Source organism: Roseiconus lacunae (assembly GCF_008312935.1).
Taxonomy (GTDB): domain Bacteria; phylum Planctomycetota; class Planctomycetia; order Pirellulales; family Pirellulaceae; genus Stieleria; species Stieleria lacunae.
This window is the reverse complement of the sequence record NZ_VSZO01000010.1, coordinates 377639-391356: the sequence shown is the minus strand read 5'-3', so window position 1 is coordinate 391356 and position 13718 is coordinate 377639. Positions and strand designations below refer to the sequence as shown.

The following is a 13718-nucleotide window of genomic DNA, read 5'->3' as shown; positions in this document are numbered from 1 at the left end:
TGGGTGATCGCTGATCGGCAATGCGACCAATGGATTCCTCCAAGAGATCAGCATATGAACCTTTCGGACACAACGAATCGGGATCGCCGGCTATTTCTAGCCTCGATGGCATCAACGGCCGCACTGGCCGGTAGCGGCCGGGCGATCGGACAAGAAACAGAGGCTTCTGCTAAGTCAAAGCAAGCGGCGCCGAGCGAACGCTTGACGATCGGAATCATGGGTGTCAATGGTCGAGGGGCCGCGATCGCCAAAGGCATGTTGGAAACCGGGCAAATCGATATCGGTTTTATCTGTGATGTCGACAGCCGTGCCTCCTCCCGAGTGGCCAAACTCGTCGGAGAGAAGCAATCGACGCTTCCCAAGACGCCGACCGACTTTCGCGAAATCTTAGACGACACGTCAGTCGACGCGCTCATTTGTGCGGCTCCGAATCACTGGCATGCGCCGGCGACCATTCTCGGTTGTACCGCCGGGAAGCACGTGTACGTTGAAAAACCATGTAGCTACACACCGGCCGAAGGCGAGATGGCCGTCGCGGCGGCACGCAAAAACAATCGCGTCGTTCAGATGGGAACGCAACGCCGGACTTGGCCGGGGATCGTCGCCGCAATTGATAAGGTTCACGGCGGGGCGATCGGAAAGGTGCTCTACGCACGATCGTGGTACAACAATCGCCGCGGCCCGATCGGTCATGGAAAGCAAACCGCACCGCCTGAATGGCTCGACTGGAAACTATGGCAAGGACCGGCCCCGTCGCGTCCGTTCAAAGACAATGTAGTGCACTATAATTGGCACTGGCATTGGCACTGGGGCAACGGCGAAATCGGCAACAACGGAGTCCACGCGCTCGACGTCGCCCGGTGGGGAATGCAAGTGGACTATCCATCGGCCGTTTCGGTCGGCGGCGGAAAGTATCGGCACGATGACGACCAGGAAACGCCAGATACGATGATGGCCACGTTTAATTTCCCAGGCGGTAAAACGATTACGTGGGAAGGATTAAGTTGGTCGCCTTTGGGCCCTCATGATTCACGCTTTGGGATCAGCTTCCACGGCACCGATGGCTCGATCGTTGTACGGGGCAATGGTTACACGCAGTATGACATGCGAGACAAAGAAGTCGCACGAGGCGACGGCGATGCGGGTGATCAAGATCACTTCGTCGACTTCATCGATGCCGTGCGAACCGGTGGTCGACCGAACGCAGATATCGAAATCGCTCACAAGAGCACGCTGCTGTGTCATCTCGGGAACATGGCCTATCGTACGACAGGCTCCTTCAAGACCGACCCAAAAGATGGGCGCCCGATCGATCATCCGGCGGCAAACGACTTGTGGTCTCGAGAGTACGCGAAAGGATGGGAGCCGGTGGTATGAACGTAATCGAACGAATCAAGCCGATCGCGCCCGCCCGGAGATGTCGCAACTTGATCGCAGGATACTTGGCATTTGTCGTCACTGCTGTGGCGATTGTGTTTAATCAAGCAACCGTATCGGCTCAAGAAACCGCGGACGCAGAGCTCACCCCAATCAGGATCGGAGTGATCGGGTTGGACACGTCGCATGTTCCAGCATTTACTAAAGCGTTCAACGTCGAACCGGCTGATCCTGAAATGAGAAACGGCCGCGTCGTGGCCGCGTATCCTTATGGCAGCCGAACAATCGAATCGAGCTACAGTCGAATTCCGAAGTACACCGAAGAAGTCAAGGCGTTGGGCGTTGAAGTCGTCGACTCGATCGACGCGTTGCTCGACCGCGTAGATTGTGTGCTGTTAGAAACCAACGATGGCAAGCCGCACTTAGAGCAGGCGTTGCAAGTCTTTCGTGCTGGCAAGCCAACGTTCATCGATAAACCAGTGGCTTCTAATTTGGCCGAAGTAGTTGCAATCTACCGAGCAGCGGAGCACTACGGCGTGCCCATGTTTTCGAGTTCTTCGTTGCGTTACAGCGAAGGCGCCCAGGCGATTCGGAACGGTGCCGTCGGTACCGTCCTTGGTTGCAACGCGTTTAGTCCGGCGGCGACTGAGCCATCGCATTCGCGACTGTTTTGGTACGGTATTCATGGTTGTGAATCGCTTTACACCTGCATGGGAAGAGGCTGCGTCAGTGTTCAGCATATCTCGACCCAACACCGTGAGTTGGCAGTCGGTACCTGGAATAACGGACGGATCGGAACCTTTCATGGGATGCGAAATGGTAGTCGTGGATACGGCGGCACCGCTTTTGGTGACAAAGGGATTCGGCCGATCGGCGATTACGGCGGATATCGTCCGCTAGCAGTCAAGATTGCCGAATTCTTTGAGACGAAACAGTCGCCGATCGATCCAAAAGAAACGATCGAGCTGTACGCCTTTATGGCAGCGGCAGCGGCGAGTGACGCCGACGGGGGACACCCGGTTACGATCGCGAGTGTTTTAAAGAAAGCAGAACGCGACGCCGACAAGTTGCTTGAAGGTAAGCTCACCCCCGGTAAGTGAACGCGGTGGTGGATTCGAGTGGACCGAAGATCTGACGAAGTGCTTTGTCCACGTAGCATTTGGGTGGGATTGACGATCCGACAGGCACCAGCCTTGGTGCTTGGAGGATAAACTCCACCTGGAGCAAAGCACGAGAGTTCAGCGGCAGGTTTTATCGTCGCTCACCGCCGACTCGCATCGTAAATCGGAGGTTGGCAACCAAGTCTAAATCCGTCTCGCGAATTGGGGCATCATCTCTGACCGTCGATGGTTGAAGCGTTACTTGTCGGTGATAATTTCACGATCAATCGCTGAAGCGGTTCGGATCGGGACGGTCACTGTCTTGTTACCGGCCGCTGCCTCCGGCACTAGCACGGTGTTCGGCTCAGCTTGTTGATCAGTGAGTTGAGCTGATACGGGCATCGCCGGCAGTCCATTGCTCGCGTCTGCCGATACGACGCTTCCGCTCGCTTGCGTGTTGGCCACTCCATGATGCGAGAGTACGTTTCCATGAACGTTTTCAGGAAGTTTGTACATCGCACCACTGACACCGTCGACAACAAAGCCGGGGACGCCCCCGAAGACAAAATTGCCGAGGATCCAAGGATCGGGTTTGGCCTTGATTGTTTTGGTTTGTCGAACGTTGTTCGGGCCCGAGAAAACAACCGAGTAGTTGGCCGGCAGACAGAGTGATCGTTTGGCATCAAGCGTCACTTGCTGTGGGGTGACGCCCTGGTGGATCACGTTTTGCCGATCATCGATGACTGAAAATTGCGTCGGTCCCGGAGGATTGTCGATCGTAACGGGGTAACGGCGTTCACTCAAAATAGTTGCACATCCCGACTGACAAACGACAAAAAGCACGAGGCTGACGATCGCTGGCAATCGGGTAGATGGAAGGGGCATCGAGACTAATCTTAGGTAGTGGGATTGGGGTTGGGCAAAATGCTAGTGCTCCGGCTAGACCCAATATTTGGGGCGTCTCATCAGCCGACGAGCGTTCGCCCCGGTTTCGCGGTTTACCTGCGGTGAACGTAGTTTTGGGACAGCCCGTGTAACACGGTCGAACGCTACCCCGCAATGTCAAAAGCGTCGACGGATCCTTGGGAAACAGGTGAAACACTCCTAATGCGACTTCTGACAGTTGGACCACGGATACGCAAACAATCCGGAAAGGTCATTGCGTCAAGTGCTTGGCGGGTCCGTCTCGTGACCCTTGACGCTGTCTTTCGCGAAGTCATCGTTGATCCAAAGATGACAACGATCCGAATCCGTACGCGGTATTTTTGGTGCCTGAATTTTCGAAAGGCTATTTATTTTGCCGAGATTCAAGCGGTCGCGTATGGTTACCATGACTTGTCGCCGGAATCATCCTTCTCATCTACTCACGACGGATTTGATTGTTTCAGCGTCGGACTTCGGTTAGTCGACGATTCAGAGCTGACGCTCTTTCGTTTCTATGGTGAAGGGTCGTTTACCAATAACGGGCCGTTCCCCGATTGGATGTACTGGGGCGAACGAGCGGGCGACTTGTCGGGCAACCAGGAATATGAAAGCCGGCTGTTTGTCGACTTGCTTTCCACTTTGGTTGGTGTCGAAGTCGTTCCGGCTCGTGACTGACCGCAACGAAAATGCGTCGGGCGGCAGAGGTGAAGTGTTATGAAAGTGATTCGCGGATCGATTCGCTCCAGCGGTCACGGGCGACCATCTGTTCGCGCAGGCGGCGAGCATCGCTTTCGGACTGCCGTTGCAGTTTTGCGACGAGATTGGAAAAATCGCGATCGCATTCTCCAGTCGGGCCGGCATCACGCCGCATTTGTGCCGACAGTGACGGTGACCGCGTAGCGATCAGTTCATCATCGGCCGCACAGAAAAATTGGCAGCTTCCCGGATCGCCTTGTCGGGCCGCACGACCGGCCAATTGGCGATCGACTCGCTGGTTATGGTTGATCTCGGTCGCGATAACATGCAAGCCACCTGCTTCGATTGACGCGGCATCTGGTTGGATGTCAGTCCCTCGCCCCGCCATGTTTGTCGCAATCGTCACGCTCCCAGAGCGACCGGCTTGGGCAACGATGTCAGCTTCGTCTTCATCTTGGAGTCCGTTCAAAACGACATGCGGAATCGAATGTTTTTTGAGTTGAACAGAAAGTCGCTGGCTTTCGTCGATGGTCCGTGTACCAATCAGGATGGGCTGGCCGAGATCCGAACGCTGCCGAATGTCGGAGACGATCGCATTGGCTTTGGATTCAAATCCATCAAAAAAACGCGTCCGCAGTGATTGGCGAAGGCACGGTCGGTGTGGTGAAATGCGTACAACGGGCAGGTTGTAAAACTCGCGTAGTTCGCCTTCACTTCCCGCAGCAGTGCCGGTTAATCCCGCGACCCGCTGGTACAGTTGGATGAATCGTTGGCGAGTGATACGAGCTTGTGCTTCGTTTTCATCGCTAACTGATAATCCTTCTTTCACTTCGATCGCTTGGTGTAAGCCGTTGCTCCATTTGCGTTCGTCGTGGATTCTTCCGGTGTTGCCATCGACGATCAAGACGCGTCCTTCGCGCACGACATAATCTTGATCACGCCGGACCAGATGCCTAGCCTTCAGTGCGTTTACAACTAAATCGGCGAACGGGCGAGCTGCCATTCCTGCTGGGCGCTGAACCCACGTTTCCGAGATAACGCCAATTCCCTTGTCGGTCAGATTGATCGCACGACCGATTGAATCGATTTCAAAGTCGACGCCTTCGCTTAGTCCAAGGGCGGTCTGGTCGGCAAATTCGAAAATCGCGGATGCCGTTGCGGTAGACATTTTGGCGCCACTGAGCACCAACGGTGTGTTCGCTTCATCGATCAAGATACTATCGGCTTCGTCGATGATGGTCATGAACAACGCGCGTTGCATCGGCGCCGCTTCGTATGGCGAATCGCCGCGCAGGGTTCGCCGAACAGAATCGCCGAGACGCTGGTTGTGCCGGCTTCGCTTGAGTCGTTGATCGCGAAGGAAATCAAACCCAAATTCATAACCCGGGCCGAACGTGAGATCACAAGCATAAGCGATCGCCTTTTCATCACTGGATGCTTGCGATCGTAAAAGGCCGACTGATAATCCGAGCCGTTCGTAGACAGGCCGAAGCGTTTCGTAGTCGCGTCTCGACAGATATTCGTTGGTCGTCGCCAAGTGGATTCCCCAACCGGTCCATCCAAACAAGGCCGCCGGCAACGCCGTCGTGATCGTTTTACCTTCACCGGTTTGAATCTCGGCAACGGTGCCGCCCGCGAGTGCCAGTCCGCCGACCAGCTGGCAATCGTAGTAAACCATGCCCGTCGTTCTGCGAAGTGCTTCGGCCGTCAACGCGAACGATTCCACCACATTGGGGACGCGGGTCGCTTCGCATTCATTCCGCACTCGCGACCGCATCGCCGCCGCTGCGTTAGAAAACTCTGGCTCAGAGAGTTGTTCCAGCCGTTCACATCGTTGACGGATTTGACGGAGCTGGTCAGACACAGGTTTACCAACCACGCGAACGCCGCGTTTCGGGCGGCCGATCAGATTGCGATAATCGGCAAGCGAGGGTTGGGTGAAAAACATCGGCAATCGATCACATTCCGACCGGAGAGAAGGGTGCACCTATTAGGTCGTTCGGTACGTCACCGGGCGATTCTGAATTTCCCCGGTTCAGTTTTGCCTGAAACGTGCTCGTTAACGCCAAATAGCCGAAGAATCGTTGCAATCGGGCGAGTGCAAATACATCGCGATGTGACGAGGGAAATGGCTCAAACGCTCCGCCTAGACCAAGTGATTGGGGCGACTCATCAGGCGACGGGCGTTCGCCCCGGTGATTGCGACGAAACCGTGGCGAACGCCATGCGGCGAATCTCAATTTCAGATGTTGGCGAAGCACTAGCAATGACGATCGAACGGTCGCACAAACGATTTCGAAGTCATCACACTCGGGACGAGCTGGCGGGGCCAGGAGAAACTGGTCAAAAAAATGCGAATCCTGTCGATTCGTAGGTCAACCATTCGATCCATCTGAAACGGCAGCAACTACCGATTTCGAGAGGACGGCAAAAGATGAAATTTGTTTGCTTGGGCTACATCGACGAAACCAAGTGGGAGTCGATGTCAGAAGAAGAGAGTCGGCAAATAATGGAGCAATGCCTTGCGTACGACGATGAACTGCGTCGCGGGGGACATTTTATCGGCGGTGAAGCCCTCCAGTCGGCTCGTCATTCGGTCACGTTACGAATGAAGAATGGCGCCGCAGACGTCATCGACGGTCCGTACGCGGAAACGAAAGAGACACTGGGAGGTATTCTGCTACTCGAGGCCCGCGACCTAAATCATGCGATCTCGTTGATGTCGCAGCATCCCGGCGTTCGAGTCGGCCCTTTTGAGATTCGGCCTGCGGATGAAGAAGTCAACGCGCTCGTCGCAGCACGACACGAAGCATTTAACCAATCAATCGAAGGAACGGATCAATGAGAGTGATGGTCATTCTAAAGGCAACCAAAAGCTCTGAGGCCGGCGAGTTGCCGAGCGAAGAGTTGCTCACCGCGATGGGCGACTTTAACGAAGAGCTCGTCAGAGCGGGGATCATGAAGGCCGGTGAAGGATTGAAACCCAGTTCTGCTGCCAAGCGAGTCCTCTTTCGGGGTAGCGACCGCACCGTCACCGATGGGCCGTTCGCAGAAACGAAAGAACTGATCGCAGGATTTTGGTTGTGGGAGGTCGATTCGATACAAGAGGCGATCGATTGGGTCAAACGATGTCCCAATCCGATGCCGGAAGACTCTGAAATTGAAGTTCGGCCGGTCTACGAAATTGAAGATCTTAGTCCCAGTGATCCTGACGGAAACATTCGTGAGCAAGAGGAATCGCTTATGCAGTCGATGGCACTGCAGCAGGCAACGGTGCAGCCATACTTGTTCTTCGGCGGATGTTGTGAAGAAGCGTTGGCGTTTTATGAACAAGCCGTGGGCGCGACTGTCACGATGAAGATGAAATTCAGCGAAAGCCCTGATCCAGTTCCCGACGGAAAATTGCAATCAGGGTTCGAAGAGAAAATCATGCACGCGTCATTCACCGTTGGCAAGATGAATTTGATGGCGTCCGATGGATGTGATGAACGCTCGAACTTCGATGGGTTCCGTTTAGCGCTCACGCTGCCGACCGAAACCGCCGCCCATTCGGCGTACGATGCTCTCGCCGAGGGTGGCAGTCGCGAAATGCCGCTGACAAAAACATTTTGGTCGCCGTGTTATGGGATGGTCACCGACCGGTTCGGCTTAGGCTGGATGGTCATGGTATTGGGAGACGACTGCTAGTCTTCAACGCGACCGTTTCTATTTCAATTTATTTCACCAACAAATCAACGAACCATGAAGTACATGTTTTTGATCTATGGGAACGAAGAGGACTGGACCGACGATGAGCGCGAAGCGTGCATGGTCGAATCGATGAAAATCAGCGAGGAACTCGCAACGCAAGGCAAATGGATTGACGCCTCACCGCTACATTCGGTTTCGACGGCCACGAGCGTCCGTGTCCGCAGCGGTCAATCGCAGATCACCGACGGTCCTTTCGCCGAAACCACCGAGCAACTCGGCGGCTACTACATTGTCGACGTTGCGGATTTGGATGAAGCGATCGCCATCGCAGCACGGCTACCGCCAGCTAAGAAAGGTATCGTCGAAATCCGTCCTCTTTTTCCGCTGCCCAAACTTCCCGAAACTGTCGAGGCTCGCGTTGACCATGGAAATTAAACAGCGAATCACACCGTTCCTTTCCTATCGCGATCGAGCCGAAGAAGCAGTGGAATTCTATGTTTCGGTCGTTCCCGACTCTAAAATCGTTCGAAAGGTCTACAACCCTGAGAGCCAAGCGGTGCTCACGATCGATTTCGAGCTTTGCGGGATGAAGTTTGTCGCGCTCAATGCTGGTCAGGATTGGAAATTTACCGAAGCGTTTTCACTGGCAATCAGTTGTGAGACTCAAGAGGAAATCGACGAGCTCTGGGGGGCGTTGCTCGCCGGGGGAGGATCCGAACTCGCATGTGGATGGTTGAAAGACAAATTCGGTATGTGTTGGCAAGTCTGGCCGGCGTTGATGGAGGACTGGTTCGCCGCCGACGATCCGGCGGCGCTGCAACGAATGTTTCAGTCGTTGTGGCAAATGAAGAAGCTGGATCTTCAAACGCTCAAACAGGCGTTCGATGGTAACGTTTAAGTTTCTTCAGACAGTCGTGATCGACGCAGGATAACGATGCACCGCGAAGACATTGAAGCGATTTATCGCAACGATTCTCGAAAGGTCTTTGCCACATTGGTTCGGCGTTTGAAGGATTTTCACTTGGCCGAAGAGGCCATGCATGAGGCGTTTACGGCGGCGATGCAACAGTGGCCCTCCGAAGGTGTACCGGAACATCCCGTCGCTTGGCTGATTTCCACGGGAAATTTCAAGGCGATCGACAAGCTGCGCCGTCGCGCGAAACGCGACTCTTTGCAGCCTGAATTGGCTCGTCGGCTTGCCGAAATCGAATCGGCAAATCAATCGACAAACGCCGATGAAATTGAAGATGACCGATTGCGTTTGATCTTTACCTGTTGTCACCCGGCGATCGATTCCAAGATTCAGGTACCCTTAACGCTTCGTGAAGTCTGTGGGCTGACGACCGAAGAGATCGCCCGCGCTTTTTTGGTCACACCGTCGACGATGGCTCAGCGAATCGTGCGGGGCAAAGCAAAGATTCGTGACGCCGGTATTCCGTTTGTGATTCCGTCGTCAAAAGATTTACCGTCCCGATTGGAATCCGTGCTGACGGTGATATACCTCGTGTTCAACGAAGGCTACTCCGCTTCGAGTGGGACCGAGTTGACTCGAGTGGATTTGTCAGACGAAGCGATACGGTTGGCTCGATTGTTATCCGAATTGCTTCCCGATCCGGAAGTGATCGGGTTGTTAGCGTTGATGTTGCTGCATGAATCAAGACGGGAGGCTCGCACAGACCGCGACGGCGACATCATTTTGTTAGAGGATCAGGATCGAACGCGTTGGAATCAAGCCTTGATCAGCGAAGGGCAATCGCTGGTACGGCGAGCGTTGCGCACACGGAGATTCGGCGTGTATTCGATTCAAGCAGCGATTTCTGCCACGCATGCCGCAGCCTCGCATGCGGGTGAAACCGATTGGGGGCAGATTGTCGCGTTGTACGATGTTCTGCGGATGGCCGACTCATCCCCAGTCATTCAACTGAATCGCGCCGTCGCGATTGCGATGCGAGACGGTAGTTTGGCCGGACTAGAGATTATCGACTCCATTCTTAAACGCGGTGAATTGCAAGAGTACTACCTCGCCCATTCGGCGCGCGGAGAGCTGCTGCGACGACTTGGACAACAAGACGAAGCCATCGCGGCGTTCGAAAAAGCCTTTTCATTGGCCAAACAAGAACCCGAACTGAGGTTCTTAAGGAACAAGATCGATTCCCTTCGCTAGGATTTTATTCCAATCGAAAATTCAAGTGAGAGTCTTCCGTCGCCCGAAGTCAGCCTCGGTGATTGCTCGGAAACCGTGCCTAACGCCGATCGGCAAATCCTCTTTTTAAATATTGAGACGAAACACGAACCGTCTGTCTGACACAGCGGATTGACGGCCCGGGGCGTATCCCGAAGACCGTGAAAACTTCATTGACAGCAAAACCCAAACCGGTATGATTGCCGGCGTTCGTGGTGACGAGTGCGGTGATCTTCCGTGCTCGTGAACAGGGAACTCCGGTGAGTCTTGGGCTACTCCAAGGCAATTCCGGGACGGTCCGGCCGCTGTGAACCGCCGCATCCAAAAGGGTGCAATCGACGCTTCTTCTCTAGGAAGGCCATTGTCCACAACGACGTTCTCGCTCGGCGAGACGAGTTGTCGATGAGAAGGCAGCAAGCGTGCGTGCGGTGAGTCAGAAGACCTACCACGAGATAGACGATTGAGTGCCTTCCTGGATTGAGGCGATCGTTGCAAGCGATGTATGCGTGTGATTTACTGCAAGTTCGAGCGGAACGCCGCAGGTATCGTTTGGGTGTTTCAACTCGTCAAGCTGCACGTCTTCATACCGATATTCGATCGTTGCGCCGATACTGCGTCGCTAGTATTGCGCTATCGATGAAGCGTTGCAGAGATCGCAGCGTCCGCGTGGTCCTATCTGCGGGCGTCGAAAGGAGTAAGACTGATGGGGGCTTCTGCAGAGTCTGCAAAGACCGTCCACGCGGTGGTGCGTAAACGAGACGGGCGGCTGGTTGATTTTGAGCCTGGGTGTGTGGCGAAGGCAATCGACAAAGCTTTTCGAGCCGAACTAAATTTGGCCGACCAGCAGCCTCTCGATAGTGCGATTCGCGAAGACATTGATTCGATTGTGGGGCAAGTCGCCGAGGTCGCGACCGATCGCGATGCGGTGGAGCCGGTCACTGTCGAGCAAATCCAAGACGTCGTCGAAATCGGCTTGATGCGGCGGGAACACTTTCGTGTCGCCCGTCGCTACATCCTTTACCGCACCGAACATGCTCGAATCCGTGCGATTCGCGGAGAAGACAGTCGACTGGATTCTTTGAGTATTCCGCCGCGACAAGAGCAACGGTTGTTCGTAGAACTTGAACCCGGGGTGCGAGTGCCGTTCGACACGCAACGCATCGTGCGTTTTCTCAAGAACTGTGATGCGGCATCGCGACCCGAAGTCAACGTCGACGAAATCGTCGGCGAAGTGGTGCGTGGTGCATTTGATGGTATGACGCCGGATGATGTCACGCGGGCAACGGTTTTGTCTGCTCGTAGTCGGATCGAACGTGATCCGGCGTATGACCAATTGGCCGCGGAACTGCAACTAAGCATCATTTATCGACACGCGTTGGGGCGAACGCAATTCTCTACTGATTTCGAGTCGTTTTACCGCGACCGCTTCGAGCATTACGTGATCGAAGGCATTCGCGGAGGACGCTTGTCGGATGATCTTCGCGGCTTTGATCTCGCTAGGATTGCCGAAGCCCTCACGCCTCAGCGAGACCGCGGATTCCGCTACCTTGGCTTGCAAACAATCTACGATCGGTACTTGTTGCATCTAGAAGGTCGCCGAATTGAGACGCCGCAATATTTTTGGATGCGTGTTGCGATGGGGCTGGCGATCAACGAACCTGGCGAGTCGAAAACCGACCGCGCGATCGAGTTCTATGATTTGCTCTCTTCGATGCGTTTTACCAGCGCGACGCCGACATTATTCAATTCGGGAACGCCGTATCCGCAGTTAAGTAGTTGCTATTTAACAACCGTGCAAGACGACTTGGATCACATTTTCAAGTCGATCGGTGACAACGCACGGCTTTCAAAATGGGCCGGTGGTCTGGGCAATGACTGGACCAACATCCGTGCGACGGGATCAATAATCAAGGGCACTAATGGCGAAAGTCAAGGAGTGATCCCGTTCCTGAAAATCGTCAACGATGCCGCCGTCGCCGTCAATCAGGGTGGCAAACGCAAGGGAGCCGTTTGTGCGTATCTGGAACCTTGGCATTTAGATTTTATCGAGTTCCTAGACCTTCGCAAAAACACCGGTGACGATCGGCGACGAACCCATGACATGCACACCGCCGCATGGATTCCGGATTTGTTCATGCGGCGGCTGATCGATGGCGGAAACTGGACGTTGTTCAGTCCTGACGAGGTGCCCGATTTACATGACATTTATGGGCAACTGTTCAAGGAACGCTATGAGCACTATGAAGCAGAAGCAGCCGCCGGACGTTTACGTCAGTCACGTACGATGCCGGCGGTGGATCTTTGGCGTAAGCTTCTAACAAGGACATTCGAAACCGGTCACCCCTGGGTCACATTTAAGGACCCGTCGAACATTCGTTCGCCTCAGGATCACGCAGGCGTCGTTCACAGCAGTAACCTTTGCACCGAAATTTTGCTCAACACCGGCGAAGACGAAACCGCGGTATGCAACCTCGGTAGCGTTAATTTGGGTCGCCACATCGTCGACGGCCAGCTAGATCAAAGCCTGCTACGGAGCACGATCGAGACGGCGATGCGGATGCTCGATAATGTGATCGACATCAACTACTATCCGACGGCCGAAGCAAAAAATGCCAACCTGCGACATCGGCCCGTTGGGTTGGGCATGATGGGCTATCAGGATGCTCTCAGTGCGCTCAACCTCCCCATCGCTAGTGAAGAAGCCGTCGCGTTTGCTGATCAATCAATGGAGGCCATCAGTTACTATGCGATTCACGCGTCGGCGAAACTCGCTCAGGAACGCGGGCGGTATGAATCTTATTCCGGTTCGAAATGGAATCGTGGCTTACTGCCGATCGATACCTTGGAATTGCTCGAACGCGAACGAGGCGAAGCGATCGATGTCGATCGATCGTCCACGATGGACTGGGAAATCGTTCGAGAGTCGATCGCCCGGTATGGGATGCGAAACAGCAACTGCCTTGCAATCGCACCGACGGCCACCATCTCGACCATCGTCGGTTGCAGCCAATCGATCGAGCCGACCTATAAACAGCTTTACTCAAAGAGCAACCTGTCCGGCGAGTTCACTCAAACGAACTTCTTGCTGATCGACGAACTAAAGTCTCGCGGGCTTTGGAATCCAGAAATCCTCGACGCGTTGAAATACTACGATGGCGTACTCGGCGAGATCGAGCACCTTCCCGGTGAGATCAAGCAACGGTACGCGACCGCGTTCGAAATTGATCCATCTTGGTTGATCCGGGCCGCTTCCCGGCGGCAGAAGTGGATCGATCAAGGGCAGTCGTTGAACCTGTATTTGTCCGCACCGAGTGGCAAGGCGATCGATGCGATGTATCGATTGGCATGGTCGATGGGATTAAAAACCACGTATTACCTGCGTTCACTCGCGGCCACCCAGATTGAAAAATCAACGGTCGATGTGAACCGGCATGGCATTCAGCCACGTTGGATGAAGTCGCAGAGTCAATCGTCGGCCATTCGAGTCGACCGCGGCGATCGTACCCCCGCGGCCGTTTGCAGTCTTGATGACCCCGACTGCGAATCCTGTCAATAGGCATGCAATCAATCCTGAATGGCAGGACGCTCGCCGTCGGCGTTTTAACATTCGATTGAAACGGCAATTCGTAAGCCACTTTTCAACTGATTGAAATGCGTGGCAAACATCATCGCCTTTCACTCTTGGTTGTGAACTTGTCTAAGTCGCCTTTCCATCGGCGAAAGCAGCGTCCCACAAGGCAGCGTTTGCG

General features: G+C 54.5%; 11 protein-coding genes and 1 riboswitch. Of the genes, 9 read left to right on the top strand and 2 right to left on the bottom strand.

What is annotated here, in order from left to right; all coding sequences use genetic code 11:
• Positions 1 to 54: 54 nt before the first annotated feature.
• Both FYC48_RS15305 and FYC48_RS15300 read left to right on the top strand, forming a co-directional pair.
• Positions 55 to 1377, top strand: a complete 1323-nt coding sequence (locus FYC48_RS15305; protein WP_149497587.1) for a Gfo/Idh/MocA family protein — start codon at positions 55 to 57, stop codon at positions 1375 to 1377.
• Complete coding sequence (locus FYC48_RS15300) at positions 1374 to 2477, top strand: Gfo/Idh/MocA family protein (RefSeq protein WP_149497586.1); 1104 nt, start codon at positions 1374 to 1376, stop codon at positions 2475 to 2477. Before FYC48_RS15305 ends, FYC48_RS15300 begins: the two co-directional genes overlap by 4 nt.
• Positions 2478 to 2735: 258 nt before the next feature.
• Here FYC48_RS15300 and FYC48_RS15295 read toward each other — a convergent pair whose 3' ends face one another.
• Positions 2736 to 3362, bottom strand: coding sequence for a hypothetical protein (locus tag FYC48_RS15295; RefSeq protein WP_149497585.1), 627 nt, complete (start codon positions 3360 to 3362; stop codon positions 2736 to 2738).
• Positions 3363 to 3584: 222 nt separating this feature from the next.
• On the opposite strand from FYC48_RS15295, the gene FYC48_RS15290 reads away from it, so the two are divergent.
• Entirely contained in the window at positions 3585 to 4076 is a 492-nt protein-coding gene (locus FYC48_RS15290) for a ubiquitin family protein (protein WP_149497584.1), read from the top strand.
• A 37-nt stretch (positions 4077 to 4113) separates the two neighbouring features.
• Here FYC48_RS15290 and FYC48_RS15285 read toward each other — a convergent pair whose 3' ends face one another.
• Positions 4114 to 6045, bottom strand: a complete 1932-nt coding sequence (locus FYC48_RS15285; RefSeq protein WP_149497583.1) for a preprotein translocase subunit SecA — start codon at positions 6043 to 6045, stop codon at positions 4114 to 4116.
• A 486-nt stretch (positions 6046 to 6531) separates the two neighbouring features.
• Between FYC48_RS15285 and FYC48_RS15280 the strand changes: the two genes are divergently transcribed.
• From FYC48_RS15280 to FYC48_RS15255, 6 genes are all read left to right on the top strand, one after another.
• Complete coding sequence (locus tag FYC48_RS15280) at positions 6532 to 6942, top strand: YciI family protein (RefSeq protein WP_149497582.1); 411 nt, start codon at positions 6532 to 6534, stop codon at positions 6940 to 6942.
• Positions 6939 to 7784 carry a YciI family protein gene (locus FYC48_RS15275; RefSeq protein WP_149497581.1) on the top strand — a complete coding sequence of 282 codons (846 nt, stop codon included), beginning with the start codon at positions 6939 to 6941 and terminating at the stop codon, positions 7782 to 7784. Before FYC48_RS15280 ends, FYC48_RS15275 begins: the two co-directional genes overlap by 4 nt.
• Positions 7785 to 7838: 54 nt before the next feature.
• Positions 7839 to 8222 (top strand): YciI family protein, encoded by a 384-nt coding sequence (locus FYC48_RS15270; protein ID WP_149497580.1) that lies wholly within the window; start codon positions 7839 to 7841, stop codon positions 8220 to 8222.
• Complete coding sequence (locus FYC48_RS15265) at positions 8212 to 8685, top strand: VOC family protein (protein WP_160149549.1); 474 nt, start codon at positions 8212 to 8214, stop codon at positions 8683 to 8685. The genes FYC48_RS15270 and FYC48_RS15265 overlap by 11 nt, the downstream gene beginning before the upstream one ends.
• A 36-nt stretch (positions 8686 to 8721) precedes the next feature.
• Complete coding sequence (locus FYC48_RS15260) at positions 8722 to 9951, top strand: RNA polymerase sigma factor (RefSeq protein ID WP_149497578.1); 1230 nt, start codon at positions 8722 to 8724, stop codon at positions 9949 to 9951.
• A 214-nt stretch (positions 9952 to 10165) separates the two neighbouring features.
• Positions 10166 to 10433, top strand: a riboswitch (cobalamin riboswitch).
• A gap of 239 nt (positions 10434 to 10672) precedes the next feature.
• A complete protein-coding gene (locus tag FYC48_RS15255) occupies positions 10673 to 13525 on the top strand; it encodes a ribonucleoside-diphosphate reductase subunit alpha (protein WP_149497577.1) in 2853 nt (950 codons plus the stop codon).
• Positions 13526 to 13718 lie beyond the last annotated feature (193 nt).